The organism is Maridesulfovibrio salexigens DSM 2638, assembly GCF_000023445.1.
Lineage (GTDB): Bacteria > Desulfobacterota > Desulfovibrionia > Desulfovibrionales > Desulfovibrionaceae > Maridesulfovibrio > Maridesulfovibrio salexigens.
The window spans coordinates 1,329,843-1,353,990 of the sequence record NC_012881.1 but is presented as its reverse complement, the minus strand read 5'-3'; the positions used below and the strand labels follow the sequence as shown (position 1 = coordinate 1,353,990).

The following is a 24,148-nucleotide window of genomic DNA, read 5'->3' as shown; positions in this document are numbered from 1 at the left end:
CTAATAGGGTGGAGTAAAGTAGAGGGGTATTATGATATGAAGAATTTAAGCTGTTCAAGATCTATTTATTCTGAACTCGCGGAACTCAGGGATAAGAATAAACTCCTGAGAAATTCCCTTCTTTCCAAATGCCCGGACTGTGGACAGTTCCGGTTCCGTGAACTTTTTTCCAATGCCGCCTCAGCTATTACAATCCTGAACAAAAAAGGCGAAATCATATTCGCCAACTCTGCATTCGCTACAATCACATCCTACGACCAGGATGAGATTATCGGTAAGCTATTGAACGAAATTCTCGTATCCGAAGGCGATACCGAAGGCAGAGAGTATCTGCACAATCTTTTCTGTGGTCCCGCAGGAAAGGCAAATCTCAGCATAGCTATTACTGACAAGAATAATGATCCTCACTATATAGACATGTCAGTGTCCAACATTGCAGCGACTTGTGACACTCCTGAAAATTGTATCTGCATTATGCAGGATGTGACCTCGGAAAAAGAAGCCGAACACCGTCGCGAAGAATTGATTGAAGAGCTGATGGAAGTAAAAGAACTCCAAGAAGATAACGCAGCACAGCTAGCTACTCTGCTCCATGAACTTGACGAAAAGAATTATGCCTTGGAGCTGGAAATTGCAGAGAGAAAAAAAGCAGAGCAAAAACTCAAAGAAAGTGAAGAAAGATTCAAAAATTTAAGCATAACCGACCAGTTGACAGGACTTTTCAACCGTCGTCATATGCTTGATGTCGCAGAAAAAGAAATTTTCAAAAGTCGGAACACCGGACACCCTTTGAGCATAATGCTTATGGATGTGGACGACTTTAAAATGTTTAACGACACATACGGGCATGCTGCCGGAGATGACATACTTGAAGCCATAGGCAAAATCATTAAAAACAACATTCGCGCCACAGACAAAGCCTTCCGCTATGGCGGAGAGGAATTTATGGTCATCCTGCCTGAAACAAATGGTCTGGAAGCTATCAAAGTAGCAGAAAATATCCGTATCGCCTTGGCTGAATATGAATACCACCCTAAAGAGGGATCTCCAATACACAAGACAATTAGCATCGGCGTTGCTGAGTTTACCAATGACGAATCTCTGGAAAAAGTCATCAAACGCGCAGACGACAATATGTATCGTTGCAAAATAAAGGGTAAAAACAGGGTCTATTTTTCCTGTGAATAATCCTTTGCACTATCAAAATGGTTTGCACGAACAGTTGCAGCCAGATCTTTTTCAAGTTCAGTAAAAATATCAGTAAGCCCTTCGTTCAAGGCTTTTACCAGAGCAGCAGGTCCTGCGGCTCCTATCACCTTTTCACGACTGAAATCTCGGGAATACACAATAGGCAGATCAGGATTGCTGTTGTTAAGCAGGATGAATTGCATCTTAACAACCGCTTTTGGTTCCGGCCCTGAGTAATCGCCATAGATTGAATTTACTACACCCTCCAGAAGCAGTTCTCCTGTGCCAAGGCTTTCCGGTCCCAACACATTGGCAAATACACCGGATTCCCCCATCCAAACACGCAAGTCCTGAGTTATCAATGCTGCAGGAGGAACAAAATAGGAATTATAGTAATCGGCCTCAAAGACGTTCTCCCCTACCTTATAAACAAGGTCACGATCCTCATAGCGGGGGGAAATCTTGATCCGGCGGACAATAAGATTCTTTACCGCCTTGATATCATTCTTCTGCTTATCACCCCGGAGAACATCAAGAGTGTAGTATTTACGATCAAGACTGGGCCGCTCCAGCTTTACACAACCTGCGGCAGCGCAAAGAGCAATAAGTACCAGCACTACCGCAATATTAGCTAACGACGCTCTGTTAAACTCATATTCTTTCATTACTCACTCCCCTGCTTAAGCGGAGCCTTTTTCGGCGGATCACCAAAGAGGACACCGGAAGGATACTGTCTAGCCTCATTACTGAGTTCCCGTAAATTTTCCATAAGCCTGCGGACATTATCCAGAATAGCTTCAATATTGCCCTGCTGTCCGGCCACTGTCATATTCACCCTTGAAAGTGTGGATTCAAAACGTGCGGCCGCCCCCTTGATTCTGTTAGAGGCTTCACTGATGTTATTAAGAGTATTGGAAAGATCAGCCAAAGTCTGCTTGCCTTTAGGTCCTGAAAGATACTCTTCCATACCTCCGGTTACGTTTTTAGCGCTTTCGGAAGCTTTGCGAATATCCTTCATGGCAGCCACAATATCACCGGAAGAACTTTCCATGACTGTCCGCAAATTACGGGCCGCAGCCGCCACATCGGGCATGAGGTTATCAACTTCCGGGTCTGCCAGAAGCTGGTTTACACGAGCAATAAATTTTTCAGCTTCGGTAAGGGTTCCGGTTAAACGCTTGCTAATCTCTCCAGTATCTGAATTTTTAAGGAAGGTACTCATACTTTGTGCCACGGAACGCACATCCTCAATTGCTTCGGCAATATTGGCTTTGTTGATGTCCTCAAGGGTATCACTGATAGAAGCAACCGCGCTCTCAACCTTACTCATCATAGACGGAGCTGAAGGCACATAAATATGCTTCGGCTTCCATGCTATTTCCAAGGGAGGATTTTTTACAGGATCAACATAATCAATTTCCAGAAAAAGCTGCCCCGTCAGCCCGAGAGAAACAGGACGGGCACGCAAGCCACGATCCACTTCTTTTTTCAAGGCATGAACAAGTTCCTGACCTTCCTTGGTTTTAAACATCTTATGGTTAAGATCTCCAAGAAGGTATACGTAGCGCAGAGCGCTCTGTTTCAAATCCACATAGTGATCGGTGACAAAACCGATCTGGCTGACTGTGCCTATTTTAACCCCGCGGAATTTAATTGGAGACCCCACCTCAAGACCATTCACGGATTCATTAAGATAGGTTTCCATTTTGACACTTTGCTCAAATATTTTGCCAGCACCAAGTATTGCCAGCACCGAAACAAAAAGTATGGTGCCGATAATTATAAAAAGTCCCAGCCTGAAAGGATTGGTTTTCCGACTCATATATTCTCCGTAGCCACGGTCTGTTCCATGGGCTTACCTTCAACTTCTCGATGAAAAAATCTACGCACCAATTGATGCTCCGACTCCTCACTCAGGATACGGGGATCACCTTCGGCAATAATTCCACGAGTACTCTTGTCGAGCATAATTACCCGGTCTGCAATGGAAAAAATTGATTGTAATTCGTGAGTAACAATTACGAATGTTACCCCCAGCGAACGGGACAAGCTGCGAATCAACTCATCAAGCTCAGCTGAAGTAATAGGATCAAGCCCGGCAGAAGGCTCGTCCAGAAAGAGTATCTTCGGATCAAGAGCCATAGCCCTGGCAATAGCCCCGCGTTTAAGCATTCCACCGGAAAGCTCGGATGGCATTTTATCGGCTGAAGCTTCAAGACCGACCAGAGAAAGCTTCATACGAGCGGTGTAATCCATGGCTTCACGCGGCATAGAGGTAAACTCTTCAAGGGGCAGACGTACATTTTCCAGCAGAGTCATGGAACCGAATAATGCTCCCATCTGGTACATGACTCCAATACGCTGCAATATATCCAGTCGCTTACGTCCATATGCGGAACCGATATCATCTCCATCAATGAAGATTTCACCGGCAGCCGGAGGGTAAAGGCCGATCATATGTTTAAGTACAGTACTCTTACCACAGCCCGAACCACCGAGGATAACAAAAATTTCCCCTTGCCGGACACCAAAAGAAATATCATCGATGATGACCGCATCACCGTAAGCGCAGGTCAGGTTCTGCACATTAATTATATTTTCATTTGTGCGAACCAATTTAAATCCCCGTAAGGAAAAAGATTACTGCAAATATTCCGTCAAAAACGGCAATAAGAATAATTCCGCTGACCACTGCGCTGGTAGTGGAATCGCCCACCGCACTGGCCCCGGACTTGGTAACCAACCCTCGCTGACAGCCGATTCCGGCAACAAGGAAGCTGAAGACTACGGCTTTGATCATCCCTCCGGAAAAATCCATCCACTGCACATTTTCAAAAACGCGGCCGCAATATGTTGCCAACGGATAGCCCATGGAAAGCATGACCAGCGCCCCACCGACAAGGCTCATGAAATTGAAAAAAAGGGTCAGCAGAGGAGTCATGCAAACGGTAGCCAACACTCGCGGCAGGACGAGAAAACTAACGGGGTTAAGCCCCATGGTATTCAGGGCATCCAGCTCCTCATTTACTTTCATAGTCCCGATTTCAGCGGCAAAGGCTGATCCGGTACGCCCTGCAAGCAAAATAGCTGTGACCATAGGTCCAAGCTCGCGAAACATGACCAACCCGAGCATATTGGGTACGAAAATTTCAGCCCCGAAACGCATCAGGGAGACTGCGGACTGGAATGACATGATCAAGCCCATCAAAAAGCCGATCAACAGGATAATAGGCAATCCGTCTGCACCGACTTTCTCACAAGTAAGCCAAAAATCAGGCCAGCGCAGCTTATTCTTTAAAGTGGCAGTAGACAGTGAAGCAAGTACGCAATTACCGGTAAATTCAATCTGCTCACGCATATCTGCGGCTACAGCCTGACCGGATTGTCCGACAGATGTAATCCAACCGCGTATACCGCCTTTCCGTTTTACCTGACCACTAGGCGGAGCAGCTTTATCCAGATCAAATAATTCAAGAAAAGATGCGAACTCAGGACGCAGCCCATTAATAACCAGAGAACTGCCCCGGTCACGGCATCCGGCCTTCATCATCATAAATAAGGAAGCGCCTCCACCATCCAGGTATTCGATACCGGAACATTCCACCACCAAACACCCTGCCGCTACTGCGGCACGAGCTTTATCCCAGACCTCACCGGCTCCTTCGGCATCAAGACGACCGGAGATATTCATAGTTGAGCCTGATATTTGAAAACCAATAGAATCTGAGATCATAATAATACACTCTTTTTCAATTATATATCATGCTTTCTAGCAGGTGGTAACCCGAAAGGGAAGCGGGAAGTATGCAAGAGGTAAGGACTACTATATTTTCTTTTTCTAACTGTATCCATTACGGCTATGCAGTGGTATATTATTAATTGCTAATAGCTAATCATACCATCAGCAAATGGAATTCATAAGCTATCGGGAGGCAGATCGATGACTATTAAAATGAAGCTTTGGGCCATTGGAGCTTTAGCTCTGGCAGGCCTGCTGGCTGTTTTTGCCATTAATTTCTACGGCACACAACTGGTTCAAAAAAGCCTGAGTACAGAAGAACATGCACTTGAGCTCGAAATTGAAATGCTACAGGCCAGACGAGCAGAAAAAGACTTTATCCTGCGAAAGGATACAAAATATATTGAGAAGGTTAAGGAAAAAATAAACATTATGCATGGTCACCTTGATGAGTTGAAGAAAGGATCTCTGAAGGAATTGGCCATACAAGGTGAATCGTTGACTTCAGGTTATGAAAAACAATTCATAGTCGTTGCCAATGATTTCATAAAACTTGGCCTTACTAAAGACAGCGGTCTGGTTGGGAAATTACGCAAAGCAGTTCATGATGCCGAAAAAGCAGTCTTAGGCAGTGATAAGATTTACGAAGCCGGAATCCTCAGACTGCGCAGAAACGAAAAAGATTTCATGATGAGAATAGATCCGAAATATCTGGATAAATTCAACAACAACATGAAAACACTGGTCACCAATATCGAAGAATCCTACTTCGCCCCCGAACGCAAGCAATACATCATTGAAAAGCTTAAAGCATATAGCGATGGCATGGAGAGTTATGCCCAGTTGACTCTCAACATTAAATCTGAACAAGACAAATTCAGGACAATAATTCATCAAATGGAACCTCTCCTTGAAGAGCTTTCCCACAAATCAGAAAAACAACTCCACGAACAACAGCAACTGATCAGCAATGCTACTATCATAGCGGAACTGATTGCCGCTGCATTGCTCATTACAGCAATACTCCTCATTATCAGATCTATTCTCGGCCCACTTTCTTCGTTGCAGGCATGTGCCCGAGAAGTCAGTGGAGGAGATTTCGAATCCTGCAACAGAATCAGTTTTCACGGAGAACTGGAAGAATTACGCGTAACAATTGCTGAAATGGTCATCCAACTGAAGAAAAGTATGGACGAAGCTGAGCAAAAATCCATTGAAGCAGACAATCAGGCCCAAAAAGCTAATCAGGCAATGGAAGAAGCTCACGCCGAAAAAGAATATGCGACTTCACTTCTTGCAACTCTTTCCGCTATTGCTGACGAGGCAGGAGACATTACTTTAAGCCTCAACTCGGCAGCAGAAGAACTTGCACGACAGTCCTCCGGAATTATGCAAGGCGCCGACAATCAGAAACACCGGGTACAGGAAACCGCCACGGCCGTTGACCAAATGAGCGCAACCATCCTTGAAGTAGCCAGCAACTCTTCCAATGCTTCCGAAGGCACCCGTGACGCTGCGGAGAAAGCAAACGAAGGATTCTCCATTGTTGGACAGGTGGTTGAAGCAACCAATCAAGTTCAGGCAAGCACGGGAGAGCTTCAAACAGCTCTTACCAAACAGGACAAGCAAGCCGAATCAATTGGCGAGATCATGAACGTCATTTCCGATATTGCCGACCAGACAAACCTTTTGGCCCTGAATGCCGCTATTGAAGCCGCGCGGGCAGGAGAAGCCGGTCGCGGATTCGCAGTTGTAGCGGATGAAGTGCGTAAACTGGCTGAAAAGACCATGACCGCGACTCAGGAAGTCGGAAATGCTATTTCAGCGATTCAAAGCGGCACCTCCACCAGTCTGGGAATCATGCAAACAACGGAACAGGCAGTAGCCAAATGCTCCGAATTAGCTGAAGATGCCGGCAATTCCCTTAAAACCATTGTTGAAATTGTTACCGAATCCGCGAATCAGGTGGAACTGATCGCCACTGCAACTGAAGAACAATCCGCAGCAGCTGAACAGATCAATTCATCCACAATGGAAATCAACACTATCTCTGCTGAAATTTCGGACAATGTTGCCCAGTCTGCAGAAGCGGCTGATAACGTCAGCCAGCTTGCTTCCGAACTTCAGGCACTTATCGAAAAGATGCATGAAGCGAAGGACAGCCGTTAAACTTCCCTGCCATAACGAAATACAAAAGGGCCGCCATATCATAAAAGATATGGCGGCCCTTTATTTTCTCTTCTTAATTAAAGCTATGCAACCCAGTCGTCATCCTCGGAGATAGGTGCAAAACCGCGGCGCATGGTGTTTTCGCAAACAAGACGCGGATCCATGAACTGGAGCAGATAGTCAGGACCACCGGCTTTAGAGCCGACGCCGGACATCTTGAATCCGCCGAATGCGTGACGTTCAACCAGAGCACCAACGCTGGGTTTGTTCAAGTAAAGGTTACCGACCCTGAACTCACGAGAAGCCTTTTCAAGATGCTTGGGGCTTCTGGAGTATACAGCACCGGTCAATGCAAATCTGGTGGAATTGGCGATATCGAGAGCTTCGTCAAAATCTTTGGCCCGCATGATGGACAGTACAGGTCCAAAGACCTCTTCCTGTGCAATGCGGTGATCTTTAGTAATACCATCAACAACCAGCAGAGGAGCGTAGCAGCCCTTGTCACGATATTCGGCCGGAGCTTCGTGCTTGATAACGACACTGCCCTCTTGCTCAGCAATTTTGCAGTATTCGAGCACGTTCTTTTGAGCAGCCTTATCGACAACCGGCCCCATGTAATTAGTTGGATCTTCAGCAGGTCCGAGCTTGATGGATGCTGCTGCTTCTTTCAAACGGTGGATGAAGCGGTCATAAATGGAACCAAGGACAATTGCACGGGAACAAGCCGAGCATTTCTGCCCCTGAAAACCGAAAGCCGCATAAAGCACACCGAGTACGGCTTCATCGAGGTCGGCATCGTCATCAATGATGATACCGTTCTTACCGCCCATTTCAGCAATAACTTTCTTGCATTGTTCCTGACCGGGATGAACCTTTGCGGCGCGCTCCTGAATGCGCAGACCTACTTCCATTGATCCGGTGAAAGCGATAACTGAAACATCTGGATGGTCAACAAGATGGTCACCCATTACTGAACCGCGACCGGGGCAGTAGTTAAATACGCCGTCCGGCAGACCTGCCGCCTTGAACATTTCCACGATGCCGTAGCCGACTGCGGAAGAAATTCCAGCAGGCTTATAAACAACCGGACAACCGGAAACGATTGCTGCTGAAACCATACCAACACTGATAGCCAGCGGGAAGTTCCACGGAGCGATAACAGCGGCAACGCCTTTGCCCTGATAAAAATACTGGGAATATTCACCCGGAGCATTGCCCATACGTCTGGGGGCACCGAGTCTGATCATCTCGCGGGCATAATACTCGAGGAAGTCGATAGCCTCTGCAACATCGGCCTGAGCCTGATCCCACTGCTTGCCGACTTCAAGAACCTGCAAGGCGCAAAGGTCATACATATTGTCCTTGAGATACTGAGAAGCCTTAAGCAGGTATTGAGCGCGCTCTTTGGGCTCTACATCACGCCAGTCAAGATAAGCTTGTTTTGCTGTTGCCACGGCCTTATCAACTTCCGCAACTCCTGCCTGACAAACAGAACCGATTATCTCGGAAGTATCTGCCGGGTTGTAAGAATCGAGAGTATCGTCGGTAACGATTTCCTGTCCACCAATATAAAGAGGATAGCGTTTGCCGAAATCCTTCCTAATTTTGGCCATGGATGCAGGGAATCCGTCACGCTCTTCCTTCACAGTAAAATCAGCAGGCGGGAAGTTATTGAACGGGGGCAGTTCACCTTCAGGAGTCTTGTTGCCCGGATTGTTTTTGGGCTTGGCGGCAAGTTCCCGTTCAAGGGTCAACTCTGGATTTTCAAGCAAACGGCTTACGTCAGCTTCATCAGCAAATGTCTGCTTAAGAAATGATTCGTTAGCGGTGTTTTCCAGCAGACGCCGAACAAGGTAAGCCATGCCGGGGATAAGATCACCGTAGGGGCAGTAGAGACGGACACGCTTCGCAACGTTGCGCAGACCTTTACGTACAGGCTCAGCCATTCCGTAAAGAACCTGAAATTCATATTTCTCTTCGGGCACACCCAGTTCATTCGCAACTTCCATAACCGAAGAGATTGAGCGGATATTATGGGATGCGCATGCAAAATGGCAGATATCGTTGTTTTCAAGAATCATTCTGGAAACACGTTCAAATGCCATGTCTGATTCAGGTTTATGAGTCCAGACCGGAACAGGCCAGTCATTCTGCTTGGCGAGTACGGTTTCGTAATCCCAGTAAGCACCCTTTACCAGACGGATGGAAATAGGCAGATTTTCTGAACGCGCCCAATCAAGCAAACCGGAAACATCATCATCTACGCTGCGCAGGTAGGCCTGAAAAACAATACCGAGATGCGGATAGTCAGGGTATTTCTTCCTGAACCTCTTGTACATTTCAACGGTGGGCTCTTTGTACTTGAGAGCTTCCATGTCGATACACATGAAACCGCCCATGTCCATGATCTTCTTGTACACAGGCTCAATGGCATCCATCATACCCTGCACAGTACCTTCGAGATCTACAGGCTTGGACTGGGAGTAAAACGCGGAAGGTTTAACTGCGACATTAATCTTGGGAGCATGGCCCCAATCAAGGTCACCTGAAGCATCGAGGGCATCCCATTTCTTGTATTCTTTTTCAATTGCATCAAGGACTTCCAGATAACCATCGCGGTACGCTGCGGCTTCCTCATGGGAAACAGTAGCTTCCCCAAGCAGGTCGAGGACAAATGCAAAACCGTCTTTACGCAGTTTGCGAATACCTTTTACCGCTTCCTTGGATTTCTGGCCGATAATAAACTGGCGGGCCATGCCTTCAATGTTGGAGCGAATGGTCTTGTTCAGCACTTTGGCTACAAGACCGCCGCCAAATCCTGTCTTGGTGGCACCCCATTTGAGGACATCGGGGATATTGCTGTCTTCCCCGGCAAAATACTCTTCTATATGTCTTGAGAGGGACTCGGAAGTATTCAGGTATGGCAAAACGTCAACAAAGCGGAACATCTGGACCTTGAAATCTTCATTTTTCATGGACCAGTCCATAACCTTACCTGTCCACCAACCTTTATTAAAGACTGAAGGCGCTTCACCGGATATGGAATCAAAAAACTGCTTCCCGCGTTCGATTACTTTGTTGTCCAGAGTGGAGACTTCTGCGTTCATACCTGCTCTCCTTGAGATTTTTAATGGTTCTTCAAAATCATAAATTTTGCAGACCGATCAAAAATCACTCCGACCCTGAATCAACAGGAAGTTACAGGCCCACACTGCCGAGCCTGCACACGGGATATTTCACAGTCTGCTATGATTCGTAATCATCCTCTTCAAGAGGAATTGCCCGAGACTCCTTGATAGTGTTTAATACAATTGTTGAATTGGTGTCCCTGACGGTTTCGATTCTTCCGATCTGCCCCAGCATGATGGCCAACCCATCGGTATCTTCACAGCGGACTTTTATAAGATAGCTGTCACGGCCTGCACAGTAATGCACTTCCAGAACTCCGGGAACACGGGAGAGTTCTTCACCTGTGGAGGTGGCACCTACGCCTTCATTAACGTTCACAAAGATAAAAGCAGTAAGGGAACGCCCGACGGCCTTTGGGTTAACGATAGCTTCATATCCGGTAAGCACACCTTTGCGTTCCAACTTACGGACACGCTCAAGCACCGCTGAAGGAGCCATGCCGACTTTTCTTGCGATATCAGCATTGGAGACTCGGCCACTATTCTGAAGTATTGTCAGAATTCTACGATCAGTTTCGTCAATTTTTCTCTTATTCATTTGTCTTTTAGAATAAAATTCAATTTTTAAAGTTTTGTCAAGAAGAAATCACCTGAAGACACGCATCTAAACATCAAAAGTTAAGCAAAACAACAGTGTAACCGAATCATTTTCTACGTATAACCCCTTATACCTGAATTTTCGACTACTGCACACCAAAACATGCATAACGTACAAGCCGCTAGTTGATTAATTGATCAATCAAAAACACAGACATTCATCAAGTAACATACAATTTTGTAGGAAATCGGCATAACAATAAATACAGAACAACACACACAAATGCTGCAATACTTAAAAACAATTAATACAAAAGTCTGATTTCGGAAGTACAGAAAGCGACTATACAAGAATCTGAGGTATTTTAGGGCCAAATGGATCTTGACGAATTAAGTTCGTATATTATGTAATAAAGCAGAACAAAGCAAGCCTCCCGAACATTCTTCGGATTTCTGAATATTGATCTTCTTTTTCACTGCATAAAACAATCAGATCATTATTTACCAATACAATCCGCAATAACAGCAAGATATTACTTTATTAAAATCAGCATAGAATATTTAAAATGGAGAAAAATCGTGAATGGAGAAAAAGCATGCCACTACTTCACCAATGGATATCTGTGTGCTGAAAGTGTACTGCTGGCTATAGCCGAAGCCACAGACATGGAGAATCCATGCATACCGGCAGTTGCAACAGCCTTTTGTTCAGGCACCTCAAGAACCAAAGGGATATGCGGGGCATTGCAAGGAGCCACTCTCGCAGTAAGCCTTACTCACGGTCGAAATTCACCCGAACAGAGTATTGAAGATTGCTACAGCTTAGTTCAAAAATTGACGGATCACTTCAATGAACGTAATGAATCCATCAATTGCTTCGACATAACGACCTGCGACCTATCCACCACCCAAGGTCAGACATATTTTCAGGAAAACAGAGTTAAACAGAACAAATGTTTACCCATCGTTGAAGAAATAACAGACTTCACAATTAACCTGCTTCACAGCAAAGCATAACATGTCATCACCCGCACTTCTCTACTTCAAACTCATTGGCTCTGTAATTTTTTGGGGCGGAACCTGGATTGCCGGAAGAATTCTGGCCGGAGACCTGACCCCGTATTCCGCTGCATTCCTGCGCTTTTTCTTTGCTTCCATCTTCATGTTTTTTCTTACATGCAGGGCAACAGGCAAAAAACCAAGCTGCACCAAAGAAGACATTCTGCCACTGTCGTTTCTCGGTCTGACCGGAGTTTTCCTGTATAATATTCTGTTTTTCAGCGGATTGCAGACCGTAACCGCAGGCAGGGCCGCACTCATTATTGCCGCCACGCCTACTTTCATCGCTCTTGGATCAGCCATCATATTCAAGGAAAAGTTCACACTATGGAAGATTGCCGGATTCATTCTGGCCCTAACCGGGGTCAGCACCATCATCGGACACGGCAACCCCATATCAATAATTACTGAAGGAACGAGTTACGGTGATTTATGCATCATCGGCTGTGTAATCAGCTGGGCGGCCTATTCGCTCGCCGGAAAACCGGTCATGAAAAAGATTCACCCCATTGAAATGGTATACTGGTGCTGCCTGTTCGGGACTATAATGCTTCTTGGACCAGCTCTTTATCACGGGCTGGTGTCTGAGATCATCAGCGCGTCTCTTGTAGACTATAGTTGCATTCTTTATCTGGCCTTATTCGGCACAGGACTGGGGTTCAGCTGGTACTTCGAAGCAATGCAGGAGATAGGTCCATCCAAGACCGGAATTTTCATTAACCTCGTCCCGGTTGTTGCAGTCATCCTCGGAGCCATCATGTTAAATGAACCTGTCGACCTTTTTCTCGTAACAGGTGGCGCACTGACCATCTTCGGGGTCTGGCTGACCAACCGCAACTAGACTTTTATATTATGATGCGCTACGCGCTCTTTTAGAAAGATTTCGCCTCCGGCGGGCAAAGGGCCCACGGTCCTCTGCACTCCCGACTAGGACTTTGCCGCTGGAGACATCACATTGAAATAAACCTAAATTTGGCTTTCCCACCTCAAGGTGTGCGAACGCAAATTAGAAATCACAAAACGGCGAAGCCTTATTAAAAGTTTTTGAAGAGTCCAGAGACGTTTTTCCAAAAAGTTACTTTGGGCTCTTCGAAGAAGTCGCCGGAGGCATACTAATATGTACGATGCAGATGATTTATATAATGACGAAGAGGAATATGCCGGTCCGAGCAGATCACAAAAAAAGCGTGATATGACCGCATTGCAGAAACTTGCTGAAAAGCTGATGACCCTTGGCCCGGAACTGGTCAAGAAATGCGGCCTTCCGGACTACTTCATTGAAGAAGTGCTGGATGCCATGGCCATCAAAGCCCATGAAGCCAAACGCCGTAAAGTACAATACATCGGCAAACTCATGCGCGATGTCGATCCGCAACCGCTTATCGACTTCCTTGAAGATATCGAGACCGGAAACAAGGCCGACAACATGAAATTCCACGCTCTTGAGGTGTGGCGCAGCAGATTGATTGACGGTGATTTTTCCGTTTTTGATGAAATCACGGAACTTCATCCGCAGGCAGACCGCCAGCGTCTTTCACAGTTGGCCCGCAATGCCAAAAAAGAGAAAGAGAAATCCAAGCCGCCCAAGTCTTCCCGTGCACTTTTTAAAGCACTGCGCGAATTATCTGAATAACCGGGCTTGACTCCTGAAAATACATTCTTACTTTACTTATGTTGTGAATTAATTCACAGTCACTTTCCCAAGCAAACAATCAAGGAGAAATACCGTGACTTATACTTATAGTGGTGTTGAACTGGAAGAGAGGACATGCCCCCATTGCGGAGAAGAGCTCAGCCCTTGGATCGCACCGCCGGAATCCGGTTGGGGAGTAATCGTGGTCTGCAACAACAATAAATGCCCACACTATGTAGGCTCTGACTGCGACATCGTGAATAAACGCGATGATTCAAATCTCGGTTGCCGCTATGCGGAAAACCCGGACAACAAATATACCCCGTTTAACCTCCTTGCGTGGACCAGATAACATACAGCTGTAACCACAATAATTAAAATCCCCGCAAGCTTCGGCCTGCGGGGATTTTTGTATTTTAGGGCTATTATTTAATGCCTTCCGGACAAAATGCTATATTGACAAAGCAAATCACAACTCCTATTTCAAGATTCTTCAATTCTCAAATATCTTTCCCGTGAGGGTCAAAATGTCCTTTCTCCAATCCCCGTATGTTGCGGTAGTAGCGCTGCTTACCGCTGTACTGCTCTGGTCGAGCTCATTTGTAGCCTTAAAACTGGCTATGGCTGTATATGACCCCACTTTTGTAATATTCGGAAGAATGATGCTGGCCACCCTATGCTTCATTTTTTTCATTCCAAGCTTCAAGAAACAACCTATCCGCAAAGGTGATTTCAGATGGCTTATCTTCATGGCCTTTTGTGAGCCATGTATGTACTTTGTGTTTGAAAGTCAGGCCATTACATACACATCAGCTTCTCAAGCCGGGATGATCTGCTCTACTCTTCCGCTGCTTATGGCCGTCTCTGCCCGATTTATTCTCAACGAAGACCTAAGCCGTAGGACTTTGACCGGGTTCGCTTTGGCTGTTTGCGGTGGGATCTGGCTTTCTCTGGCATCTGAATCGACAGAGCATGCGCCAAACCCAGTACTCGGAAACTTCCTTGAATTTCTAGCCATGTGTTGTGCGGTTGGCTATATGACCGTGCTGAAGAAGATGACCGCACATTACTCATCTCTTTTCCTCACAGCATTTCAAGCCCTTATGGGTGCAATATTTTACCTGCCGTTGCTGGCTTTACCATCCACAAATCTTCCCTCTGTCTTCGATCCTCTGGCAGCAGGAAGCATAGTATATTTAGGAATCGGCGTAACAATCGGCGGCTATGGTCTGTACAACTTCGGCATGAGCAAGCTTCCGGCCAACCAGACTACCGCCTACATAAACCTGATTCCGGTCTGTACCCTTTTCTTTGGCTGGCTGATACTGGATGAGACATTCACCACCATGCAGTTTGCCGCAGCTGCGCTTGTGATGGGAGGGGTGATTTTGAGTCAGGATAAGAAAAGCGGTTAATACATCTATTTCTGCACATTAGTCCTAGATTTCAGGGCTGGCATAGTTCGCTATGTCAGCCTTTTTTTGACAAGATAGGAAATCAAAACTTCTAATAGGCTGAGCAAATAGCTTACTAAGCTTCTCTTAAAAACAAAACTCGCAATACCTTATAAGATATTGCGAGTTAACTTTCGTAAATTTCGGTAAAATTTACATTTCAATAAAAATAGGCTGATCCGGCAATTCAATTCCATCCATCCTCGCAGCTTCCTGCAAGAGTCTGGCTACAGCCTGCTCCCCTTCCTGACCGACATCATCGGAATAATCAGTCACGAAAGTCTTGATATGCTTATGAATGACCTCATCATCCATTTCCTGTGCATGTTCTTTGATGTAGGGCCATGCAGCTTCTTCATCCACAGAGGAAAGGGTCAGGGATTTGCGGATAGCGGCATTGATGAGGGAAGCCGTTTCAGCGCCCAGAGAACGCTTGATTGCAATGGAGCCGAGCGGGATTGGCAGACCGGAAAAATCCTCCCACCACTGGCCGAGGTCAGCAAGTTTGGACAAGCCCAGAGCTTCGTAGGTGAAACGGCCTTCGTGAATAACAACCCCTGCATCTACTTCTCCGTTTTTGATGGCAGGCATGACCTGATCAAAAATCATCTCCACCAAATCCACCTTGATTCCTGCTTCGCGGCACATGAGGCTGAAAAGAAGATTTGCAGTTGTATTGCGCCCCGGTATGGCAATACGCTTGCCATCAAGGTCCGCTATGGTGCAAGGTGCTCCGGTGAGCAGCAACGGCCCGACACCGCGGCCCATAGCTCCTCCGGCGCGCAACAGGATATAATCATCCATAATGTGTGCGGCGGCATAGACGGAAACCTTACAGATATCCATCTTCCCTGAACGGGCCATGGAATTCAGTTCCTCTACATCAGCGAGGGTGACGTCCAATTTGAAAGGGTCTATGCTGACAGCCCCGCTAGCGAGGGCATGAAAAATAAATGTATCGTTCGGACAGGGCGAATAGCCCAATTTCAATATTTTGCTCATGGACAAGGTTTTATATTTTTAAGAGCCGGAAATCCAGTGTTGACATGGCTGGAAGCGACTTTTATTTACGGCTGAACAAAGGTGAATATAAATGATCTCAAAAAATTACTTCCAAAATGCCGGACTCGGCTCGATCCTCGACAAAGTGCTTGCCGGAGAAAGGATTTCCACCGAAGACGGACTGACTCTTTTCAACTGTCCCGATATCAACGCGCTGGGAGCGCTGGCCTCCATCCGCAGACGCCAACTACACGGCAATAAAACTTTTTACGTAATTAACCGCCATATCAATTACACTAATATCTGTGTAAATGGTTGCCTGTTCTGCGCTTATGCCCGTAAACCTGAAGAGGACGGTTCTTTCAAACTCAGCAGAGAAGATATTCTAGAAAAGCTTGAAAAGGCACCGATTCCCCCCCGTGAAGTTCACGTTGTCGGCGGTTGCCATCATGATATTCCGCTTTCATTTTTCGAAGAAACTTTCGTTGAGATTAAAAAAATTCTCCCTCAGGCTGCTATTAAAGCATTCACTGCTGTGGAAATAGATCATCTTGCCAGTGCAGAAGGAATCACAACCGTTGAAGTTCTCAAACGGTTGAAAGCTGCCGGTTCCGAGATGCTTACCGGTGGCGGTGCTGAAATTTTCAATCCTGAAGTACGCGCCAAGATCTGCCCGGAAAAACTTCCCGGCAAAGAATGGTTGCGCATCCACGGTGAAGCCCATGAACTTGGCTACACGACAAACTGCACCATGCTCTACGGTCATGTAGAATCCTACGCAGACCGCGTTGACCATCTGGATCAGTTACGCCGTCAGCAGGATATTTCCGGCGGATTCAATTGTCTGATTCCTCTTCCCTTCCTGACCGAGAACAGCAAGCTTAAGATCGATAATCCGCTTACAGGTGTTGATGAACTGCGCAATATCGCAGTCAGCCGACTTATGCTCGACAACATCCCCCACATCAAAGCTTACTGGGTGATGCTCGGGGTTAAGCAGGCTCAGGCAGCACTCCATTTCGGCGCAGATGATTTCGATGGCACTGTAGTCGAAGAAAAAATAGGACACATGGCCGGAGCCGAGTCTGAACAGGGTTTGAGTCGTGCTGAACTGGAAGAAATGATTGTCGGTTGCGGGTTCACCCCTGTTGAACGCGATGCGGCTTTTAATGAGGTTTAATAATATGACAAATTTAACTCAAAGCCCCGCTGAAGTTCTGGAAATCGGAAAAAAAGTTGAAGCCGGGGAACGTATAAATTTTGATGAAGCCGTCACCTTGATGGAAAAAGCTGATCTTTTTGATCTGGGTAGCCTTGCCCATTCCATCAGGATGAAAAAACACCCTGAACCGATCGTTACTTATGTAATCGACCGCAATATCAACTACTCCAATATATGTGATTGCGGCTGCCGTTTCTGCGCTTTTTACGTTGCACCGGGCAAAGATGGTGGATTCGTAATCAGCAGGGAAGAACTTGGTCAGAAGATTCAGGAAACTATCGACCTTGGAGGGACTCAGATTCTAATGCAGGGTGGACACCACCCGGACCTTCCGCTCTCTTTCTATGAAGATATGCTAGCCTTTATTAAGGATAATTATCCGGTTCATATCCATGCTTTCTCTCCACCGGAAGTTGTCTACTGGAGTGAACTGAACGGTATTTCCATCAAAGAAGTTCTGCAAAGACTTATCAAGGCTGGACTGGCTTCCATTCCCGGTGGCGGTGCCGAAATTCTGGTGGATGAAGTCCGCAGCAGGATCGCGCCCAATAAGTGCAATGCTGCCAAGTGGCTGGAAGTAATGGAGACTGCCCATAATCTTGGCCTGCGCACCACAGCTACCATGATGTTCGGTCATGAAGAACAGCCTGTGGATCGCATCAAGCATCTTTTCGCACTGCGGGAAGTTCAGGATCGCACCGGTGGATTCACTGCCTTTATTCCTTGGACTTTCCAGCCGGACAACACCAATATTCCTAATGCACGCAAAATGACCAGTGTTGAATATTTACGGATGCTTGCAGTATCTCGCATTGTTCTCGACAACTTTGACAACGTGCAGGTTTCGTGGGTTACTATGGGTCCGAAAATTTCGCAGTTAGCGCTTTTCTATGGCGGAAATGACTTCGGATCTACCATGATTGAAGAAAACGTTGTAAAAGCCGCTGGCGTTAGCTTCAGGCTCTCTGAAGCAGAAATCCATAACCTGATCAAAAAAGCCGGATTCATGCCCAAGCAAAGGCTTATGGATTACACCCTTGCGGAGAATGCTAATGGATAAAGTTAAAGTCGGCCGTATTTCATATTTAAACGTTCTGCCGATCTACTATCCCCTTGAATCAGGTCTGATCGCCAACGACTTTGAATTTGTTTACGGTCCTCCGGCACAGTTGAACAAAATGATGTCCGAAGGATTGATGCATATTGCATCCAACTCCAGCATTGAATACCTGCGCCATGCTGAGCAATATTTGCTGCTTCCCGATCTGGCCATCGGCAGCCGTGGCCCGGTCCAATCCGTAATTATGATCAGCCGCAAGCCTCTTGAACAACTCAAAGGTTGCAATGTGCTGGTTAGCGCACAGACCCACACTTCTGCAGCACTGCTTAAGATTCTGCTTTCAGAGTACATTCCTCTCAATGCTACCTACGAAACCGGTAACGCAACCGAACGACTTGAATCAGGTGAAAAGCCTGAAGCTATCCTTTGCATTGGCGATGAAGCTCTGAACCTGCGCAAGCATGCAGAGTATCCTTACATATTTGATCTGGGCGAAGAGTGGATAAGATGGACCGGACTTCCTTTCATCTTCGGCATCTGGACAGTACGGCGCGATGCAGCACACCGAGAAGACGTGAAGCAGGCTGTGCGCGATTTAATTCGTGCTAAAGAATGGGGGCAGGCAAATATTGAAAAAATCTGCGAGATGACGGCCGATAAGACCATGCTTAATCTCGAAGAAAGCCGCTCCTATTATGACGGTCTAGTGTACGATTTAGGCAAAACAGAAATTGAAGGACTGAAAGTCTTTTCGAAATATTTATTAAAAACCGGACAGATTGACCATATACCAGAACTTGAATTTCTCGATATCTAATATTTTTAACGCAAAAAAAAGGCCGGATATGCTTCATGCATATCCGGCCTTTTTGATTTACTCGTACTAATTGGACAAACTCTTAACATGCTCAATGAAGTAACGAACAGCAGGGAAAAACTCCCTTCCCTGAAGGTGAGCAAGATAAAAACTTCTATCAAGATTAAGCGGTAGATCGCTGATGTGAACAAGTTCACCTGAATCAATAAGCGGTTGTGCCGCAAGGCGAGAAGTCACACTGACACCGAGTCCGGCCCTCACGCACTGCACAACAGCTTGGGTGGATTCAACCCAGACAGTAACGTTAAGCTCACGAACACTGGTGCCCATTTCAGATAAACCGGCCTCAAGCGCCTTGCGTGTACCGGAACCACCTTCGCGCATGACCCAAGGAAGTTCAGCAAGATGCTGAATGTCATCAATTACATCATAATTGCGAACCAATACCGGAGGAGCGACTATAACCAGTTCATCGCGCATAATAGGAACAAACTCGATATTCGGAACGTCAGCAGTAGCCCCGACAACACCTATAATCAACTCACCTGAGCGGACTTTTTCAAGTATCTCAGCCGTGTCACCTACAGAGAGATGCACGCTTACGTCAGGATACTTTTTGCAATAATTATAAAGAATTTCAGGCAAAAGGTAGTGAGAAGGAATAGTACTACCGCCAATTTCCAAATCACCGACAACTTTATCGCGCAGGATGTTGATTTCTGACTGCGCTTTTCCGATCAGACTGTAAATATCTTTCGCATTGCGATAAAGCACCTCACCAGCCTGGGTAGCCATAATAGACCTGCCCAAACGGTCGAAGAGCGGAACACCAAGCTCTTCTTCCAAAGTGGAGATATGAGCACTGATAGTGGGCTGAGAAAGAAACAGTTCTTTACCAGCTTTGGAAAAACTCTTTAATTCGTATACCTTGCAGAAGGCTTCGAGTCGACGTAAGTCCATGTAATCTCTCGTATCGAAAATATCTATATGTAGTTATAAAAAAAAGGGGCGGAATATTTTCCGCCCCTTTGGATAAGCATTGATTTATGCTTCCTGAGCTTCCTCAGCGGGAGCTTCAGTGGTTGCCGCAGCTTCTTCAGCAGGAGCTTCAGCACGTTTGGTCAGCTCGATGATGCACATGGGAGCGCAGTCACCCTTACGGGGTTCAGCGAGCTTGATGATGCGAGTGTAACCACCGCCGCCGCCTTCGTAGCGGGGGCCGATTTCATCGAAAAGCCTTTTAACAAGACCGTGGTTCTCAAGAGTCTTGTAAGCAAGACGACGAGAGTGAAGGTCGTTGCGGAGAGCAAGGGTGATAAGCTTTTCGCAAGAGCTTCTCAGTTCCTTTGCTTTAGGCTCGGTGGTACGGATATGTTCATAGGTCAGCAGAGAGCGAACCATGTTTCTCAACATGGCCTTCCTGTGGGAAGCGCTTCTGTTGAACTTTCTTCCGGACTTTTTATGCCTCATTTTTCTCTTTCCTCTTCAGCCATTCCTGATGCTTTTTATCGAAATCCTCGAGGACCATACCGAACTTAAGTTCCATGCTGTCAAGAACGCGGCGGATTTCGTCGAGAGACTTACGTCCGAAGTTCTTGGTTTTAAGCATGGTCTGCTCAGTGCGCTGCACAAGTTCACCAACAATGCGAATGTTAGCTGCCTTGAGGCAGTTGGTAGCACGAACGGAGAGTTCGAGTTCGTCGATGCTCTTGAACAGATTCGGGTTGAGATCGAGGTCGCTTTCTTTGGACTCTTCCTGCTCGGATCCCATTTCATCAAAGTTGATGAATACGGAGAGCTGATCCTTGAGGATCTTTGCACTGTAGGCAATTGCATCCTCAGGGGTAACGGAACCATCGGTGAAAACTTCGATGATAAGCTTGTCGTAGTTGGTCATCTGTCCGACACGAGCCTGCTCCACACTGTAAGCTACCTTACGGATAGGAGAAAAGCTGGAATCAAGAATGATGTGACCGATTTCATTGACAAGACCTTCGTGCATGTCTGCAGGTACGTAACCTTTACCCATGCGGATCTCGAAAGTCATCTCCATGTCCATCTTCTCGGACAGAGTCGCAATAATCTGCTCAGGATTGAGGACTTTGACGTTCTGGTTTTCCTGAATATCAGCTGCGGTGACGACGCCCTGCTTATTGACCCGAAGGGTAAGAAACTGGGGTTCATCTGTAGTCATTGCGAATCTGATCTGCTTGATGTTCAGAACAATCTCAGTCACATCTTCCATCACACCTTCAATAGTGGTGAATTCGTGCTGAACTCCTTCGATCTTTACAGCAACCGCGGCAGCTCCCTGCATTGAAGAGAGCAGTACTCTGCGGAGAGAGTTACCGATGGTTGTTCCAAATCCGCGCTCAAGGGGTTCACAAATGAACTTACCATAAAGCTCGTTAGACTTGGGGTCACGCACAAGCTGTTCCGGCTTAACCAGCTCGGCCCAGTTGCGGGTGTTGATGAGTTTGTCACCGTCTTGAATAAGCATGCACTAATCCTTCTTATTTGGAGTACAGCTCGACAATCAGCTGTTCGTTGATAGGGAACTGGATATCTTCCCTAGTCGGCATCGCTTTAACTTCACCTTTGAAATTAGCACCGTCAGCTTCGAGCCACTCAGGGCAGCCACGACGGGCAATAACTTCCTGTGCTTCTGCAATCACGGGGATCTTACGGGATTCTTCACGAACCTCGATTACATCACCGGGTTTTACATGCATGGAAGGAACATTAACACGTCTGCCGTTTTTGGTGAAGATACCGTGTTTCACGAGCTGGCGAGCCTGCGCGCGAGAGTTGGCAAAACCAAGACGGTAAACAGTGTTGTCAAGGCGGGTCTCAAGAAGCATGAGCAGGTTCGCACCGGTTACGCCTTTCATGCCGTCTGCGCGCTTGAAGTAGCTGCGGAACTGGCCTTCGAGGACACCGTACATGCGACGCACTTTCTGCTTCTCACGAAGCTGAATTGCGTAGTCGCTCATTTTCTTTCTCATGCGACCGGCAATACCGGGAGCATAAGGACGACGTTCATAAGAGCACTTATCAGTAAAGCAGCGGTCGCCTTTGATGAAAAGCTTTTCGCCTTCACGACGACACAGTCTGCACTTTGCTTTAGTATATCTGGCCAAGGTTATTACTCCTTCGAAATTAGACCCTGCGACGTTTCGGCGGACGACAGCCGTTGTGCGGGATGGGTGTTATATCGCGAATGAAGTTAACCTTCATACCGACGTTACCGATTGCGCGCATTGCTGCTTCACGACCGGAGCCGGGGCCTTTGACGAAAATACCAACGGTACGCATACCCTGATCCTGAGCTTTTCTTGCAGCGGTTTCAGCAGCAACCTGTGCAGCAAAGGGAGTAGATTTTCTAGATCCCTTGAAACCGGATGCACCGGAAGTAGCCCAGCTGATCACGTTACCCTTCAGGTCAGTGAAGGTGATGATGGTATTGTTGAATGTTGCTTTTACGTGAGCAATGCCCACGGGAACATTCTTTTTCTCTTTTTTCTTGCCGGAACGGCGAGGTCTAGCCATACCATTCTCTCCAGAATGAATTTATATCAGCAGCACGTGGGACCTTTACATGGTCTGACAACTGCGGATTATATTATTTCTTCTTCCTGCTCATTACAGAGCGACGGGGACCTTTGCGAGTTCTTGCGTTGGTCTTGGAGCTCTGTCCACGCACGGGCAGTCCGCGACGGTGGCGCAGTCCACGGTAACAGCCGATATCCATCAGACGCTTAATGTCAGCGATCTGATCACGGCGAAGGTCACCTTCAACTTTGTAATTATCTTCAAGTTCCTTACGGATGGTGTTCACCTGCTCGCCACTGAGATCATCAGTTTTGAGTGTCCAGTCGATACCAACAGTATCAAGAATCTTGAGAGCGGTAGTCCGACCTACGCCGTAGATGTAAGTCAGTGCAATATCCAAACGCTTATTTTTCGGAAGGTCTACTCCAGCGATACGAGCCACAGTTATACCTCTCTATCCTTGACGCTGTTTGTGTCTGGGGTTGTCACAAATAACCCTCAGAACACCCTTGCGTCTGATTACTTTGCATTTGGGACAAATCTTCTTAACAGATGGTCTTACTTTCATGACCGTCTCCAAATAATGCAGTTAAACAGTTTCAACAATCGGGAGCTAGCCGATTGTGGGCCTAATGCCTAGCTACCCGGCTAAAGGGTAACTGTACCATGCCAGTCTTTCGTTGCCGCGAAATTCAAGACGTGTACTCTACAGAACGATTTCAGAAAAATCAACCCCTATGGAGTACTTAAAATAAATTAGGAAAGGCTCAAAATCTGAGGCCCGTCCGCAGTAATGGCAACGGTGTGTTCAAAATGGGCGGACAGCTTCCTGTCCTTGGTCACTGCGGTCCATTTGTCATCGAGAATTTCGATGTCATGAGAACCTTCAGTCACCATCGGTTCGATGGCGATTACCATTCCTGTTCTGAGCTGCACACCGGGAAGACCCGAGGGTACAAAGTTGGGAACTTCAGGTTTTTCATGAAGGTTTCGTCCGATGCCGTGGCCTACAAAGCGGCGCACAACTCCGAACCCTGCTCCTTCTGCATATTCCTGAACTGCCCGGGAAATATCATAAAGACTGTTGCCCGGCAATGCCTGCTTGATACCGCGCATGAGAGACTCACGAGTAACATCAAGAAGATTGCGGGTAGAGTCGGCTACCTTGCCGACCGGGTAAGTACGGGCGGAATCACCGTAAAAGCCCTGATAAATAACACCCATATCAATGCTGACTATATCACCTTCTTCAAGAATTCTCTTCTCAGAAGGAAATCCGTGAACAATTTCTTCGTTCACGGAACAGCAAAGGGCAAAAGGAAACCCGTGGTAACCTTTGAAAGCAGGTTTAACACCATAACCTTCGCAGGCTTTGCAGGCGATATCTTCAAGACTCATGGTAGTGATACCCGGCTTGATTGCTTCACCCAGCATATCTAAAATGGTAGAAACAAGACGATTGGCCTCACGCATGAGGCCAATCTCCTTGTCATTCTTGAGGTAGATACCTCTGTACTTCTTCAAAGCA

General features: G+C 46.7%; 25 protein-coding genes. 10 read left to right on the top strand and 15 right to left on the bottom strand.

Annotation, left to right across the window (positions count from 1 at the left end):
- The first annotated feature begins 36 nt into the window (after nt 1-36).
- Complete coding sequence (locus DESAL_RS06190; protein ID WP_015851111.1) at nt 37-1,188, top strand: sensor domain-containing diguanylate cyclase; 1,152 nt, start codon at nt 37-39, stop codon at nt 1,186-1,188.
- Here the strand turns inward: DESAL_RS06190 and DESAL_RS06185 are convergent.
- Genes DESAL_RS06185 through DESAL_RS06170 form a run of 4 tightly spaced genes read right to left on the bottom strand, consistent with a single transcriptional unit; the run spans nt 1,170 to nt 4,921 of the window.
- Nucleotides 1,170-1,853, bottom strand: coding sequence for an ABC-type transport auxiliary lipoprotein family protein (locus tag DESAL_RS06185; RefSeq protein WP_015851110.1), 684 nt, complete (start codon nt 1,851-1,853; stop codon nt 1,170-1,172). The two genes, DESAL_RS06190 and DESAL_RS06185, sit on opposite strands and share 19 nt — an antisense overlap.
- Nucleotides 1,853-3,010, bottom strand: a complete 1,158-nt coding sequence (locus tag DESAL_RS06180) for an MlaD family protein (RefSeq protein WP_015851109.1) — start codon at nt 3,008-3,010, stop codon at nt 1,853-1,855. Before DESAL_RS06180 ends, DESAL_RS06185 begins: the two co-directional genes overlap by 1 nt.
- Entirely contained in the window at nt 3,007-3,804 is a 798-nt protein-coding gene (locus DESAL_RS06175; RefSeq protein WP_015851108.1) for an ABC transporter ATP-binding protein, read from the bottom strand. The genes DESAL_RS06180 and DESAL_RS06175 overlap by 4 nt, the downstream gene beginning before the upstream one ends.
- A gap of 1 nt (nt 3,805) precedes the next feature.
- On the bottom strand, nt 3,806-4,921 hold the full coding sequence (locus DESAL_RS06170; protein WP_015851107.1) for an ABC transporter permease: 1,116 nt from the start codon (nt 4,919-4,921) through the stop codon (nt 3,806-3,808).
- A 207-nt stretch (nt 4,922-5,128) separates the two neighbouring features.
- Between DESAL_RS06170 and DESAL_RS06165 the strand changes: the two genes are divergently transcribed.
- The gene (locus DESAL_RS06165; protein ID WP_015851106.1) at nt 5,129-7,096 is read left to right on the top strand and encodes a methyl-accepting chemotaxis protein; all 1,968 of its coding nucleotides are present in this window, start codon (nt 5,129-5,131) and stop codon (nt 7,094-7,096) included.
- A gap of 83 nt (nt 7,097-7,179) precedes the next feature.
- On the opposite strand, the gene DESAL_RS06160 is transcribed toward DESAL_RS06165, so the two are convergent.
- On the bottom strand, nt 7,180-10,203 hold the full coding sequence (locus tag DESAL_RS06160; protein WP_015851105.1) for a proline dehydrogenase family protein: 3,024 nt from the start codon (nt 10,201-10,203) through the stop codon (nt 7,180-7,182).
- Between the two features lie 139 nt (nt 10,204-10,342).
- Nucleotides 10,343-10,822, bottom strand: coding sequence for an Lrp/AsnC family transcriptional regulator (locus tag DESAL_RS06155; protein WP_015851104.1), 480 nt, complete (start codon nt 10,820-10,822; stop codon nt 10,343-10,345).
- 578 nt (nt 10,823-11,400) lie between these two features.
- Between DESAL_RS06155 and DESAL_RS06150 the strand changes: the two genes are divergently transcribed.
- From DESAL_RS06150 to DESAL_RS06130, 5 genes are all read left to right on the top strand, one after another.
- Nucleotides 11,401-11,838 carry a C-GCAxxG-C-C family protein gene (locus DESAL_RS06150; RefSeq protein ID WP_015851103.1) on the top strand — a complete coding sequence of 146 codons (438 nt, stop codon included), beginning with the start codon at nt 11,401-11,403 and terminating at the stop codon, nt 11,836-11,838.
- Nucleotide 11,839: 1 nt separating this feature from the next.
- Nucleotides 11,840-12,721: a DMT family transporter gene (locus DESAL_RS06145; protein WP_015851102.1), complete on the top strand. Its 882-nt coding sequence runs from the start codon at nt 11,840-11,842 to the stop codon at nt 12,719-12,721.
- Nucleotides 12,722-12,997: 276 nt separating this feature from the next.
- Nucleotides 12,998-13,513 (top strand): ribosome biogenesis factor YjgA, encoded by a 516-nt coding sequence (yjgA, locus tag DESAL_RS06140; RefSeq protein WP_015851101.1) that lies wholly within the window; start codon nt 12,998-13,000, stop codon nt 13,511-13,513.
- A gap of 94 nt (nt 13,514-13,607) precedes the next feature.
- Nucleotides 13,608-13,865, top strand: coding sequence for an eL24 family ribosomal protein (locus DESAL_RS06135; protein ID WP_015851100.1), 258 nt, complete (start codon nt 13,608-13,610; stop codon nt 13,863-13,865).
- A 175-nt stretch (nt 13,866-14,040) separates the two neighbouring features.
- Nucleotides 14,041-14,928 (top strand): DMT family transporter, encoded by an 888-nt coding sequence (locus DESAL_RS06130; protein ID WP_015851099.1) that lies wholly within the window; start codon nt 14,041-14,043, stop codon nt 14,926-14,928.
- A 192-nt stretch (nt 14,929-15,120) separates the two neighbouring features.
- Here the strand turns inward: DESAL_RS06130 and DESAL_RS06125 are convergent, their stop codons facing one another.
- On the bottom strand, nt 15,121-15,969 hold the full coding sequence (locus tag DESAL_RS06125) for a 1,4-dihydroxy-6-naphtoate synthase (RefSeq protein ID WP_015851098.1): 849 nt from the start codon (nt 15,967-15,969) through the stop codon (nt 15,121-15,123).
- A 91-nt stretch (nt 15,970-16,060) separates the two neighbouring features.
- Between DESAL_RS06125 and mqnE the strand changes: the two genes are divergently transcribed.
- Genes mqnE through DESAL_RS06110 form a run of 3 tightly spaced genes read left to right on the top strand, consistent with a single transcriptional unit; the run spans nt 16,061 to nt 19,068 of the window.
- Nucleotides 16,061-17,149, top strand: coding sequence for an aminofutalosine synthase MqnE (mqnE, locus tag DESAL_RS06120; protein ID WP_015851097.1), 1,089 nt, complete (start codon nt 16,061-16,063; stop codon nt 17,147-17,149).
- 4 nt (nt 17,150-17,153) lie between these two features.
- Nucleotides 17,154-18,251: a cyclic dehypoxanthinyl futalosine synthase gene (gene mqnC, locus DESAL_RS06115; protein ID WP_015851096.1), complete on the top strand. Its 1,098-nt coding sequence runs from the start codon at nt 17,154-17,156 to the stop codon at nt 18,249-18,251.
- Entirely contained in the window at nt 18,244-19,068 is an 825-nt protein-coding gene (locus tag DESAL_RS06110) for a menaquinone biosynthesis protein (RefSeq protein ID WP_015851095.1), read from the top strand. The genes mqnC and DESAL_RS06110 overlap by 8 nt, the downstream gene beginning before the upstream one ends.
- Before the next feature lie 66 nt (nt 19,069-19,134).
- Here DESAL_RS06110 and DESAL_RS06105 read toward each other — a convergent pair whose 3' ends face one another.
- From DESAL_RS06105 to map, 8 genes are all read right to left on the bottom strand, one after another.
- Nucleotides 19,135-20,028: a selenium metabolism-associated LysR family transcriptional regulator gene (locus DESAL_RS06105; RefSeq protein ID WP_015851094.1), complete on the bottom strand. Its 894-nt coding sequence runs from the start codon at nt 20,026-20,028 to the stop codon at nt 19,135-19,137.
- Nucleotides 20,029-20,112: 84 nt separating this feature from the next.
- A complete protein-coding gene (rplQ, locus tag DESAL_RS06100; protein ID WP_015851093.1) occupies nt 20,113-20,538 on the bottom strand; it encodes a 50S ribosomal protein L17 in 426 nt (141 codons plus the stop codon).
- Entirely contained in the window at nt 20,528-21,568 is a 1,041-nt protein-coding gene (locus DESAL_RS06095; protein WP_015851092.1) for a DNA-directed RNA polymerase subunit alpha, read from the bottom strand. The genes rplQ and DESAL_RS06095 overlap by 11 nt, the downstream gene beginning before the upstream one ends.
- A gap of 13 nt (nt 21,569-21,581) precedes the next feature.
- A complete protein-coding gene (rpsD, locus tag DESAL_RS06090; RefSeq protein ID WP_015851091.1) occupies nt 21,582-22,208 on the bottom strand; it encodes a 30S ribosomal protein S4 in 627 nt (208 codons plus the stop codon).
- Nucleotides 22,209-22,227: 19 nt separating this feature from the next.
- Nucleotides 22,228-22,617 (bottom strand): 30S ribosomal protein S11, encoded by a 390-nt coding sequence (gene rpsK, locus DESAL_RS06085; protein ID WP_015851090.1) that lies wholly within the window; start codon nt 22,615-22,617, stop codon nt 22,228-22,230.
- Nucleotides 22,618-22,690: 73 nt separating this feature from the next.
- Nucleotides 22,691-23,062 carry a 30S ribosomal protein S13 gene (rpsM, locus tag DESAL_RS06080; RefSeq protein ID WP_015851089.1) on the bottom strand — a complete coding sequence of 124 codons (372 nt, stop codon included), beginning with the start codon at nt 23,060-23,062 and terminating at the stop codon, nt 22,691-22,693.
- A gap of 12 nt (nt 23,063-23,074) precedes the next feature.
- Nucleotides 23,075-23,188: a 50S ribosomal protein L36 gene (gene rpmJ / locus DESAL_RS20025; protein ID WP_015851088.1), complete on the bottom strand. Its 114-nt coding sequence runs from the start codon at nt 23,186-23,188 to the stop codon at nt 23,075-23,077.
- Between the two features lie 188 nt (nt 23,189-23,376).
- Nucleotides 23,377-24,144 (bottom strand): type I methionyl aminopeptidase, encoded by a 768-nt coding sequence (gene map / locus DESAL_RS06075; RefSeq protein WP_015851087.1) that lies wholly within the window; start codon nt 24,142-24,144, stop codon nt 23,377-23,379.
- Between the last annotated feature and the right edge of the window lie 4 nt (nt 24,145-24,148).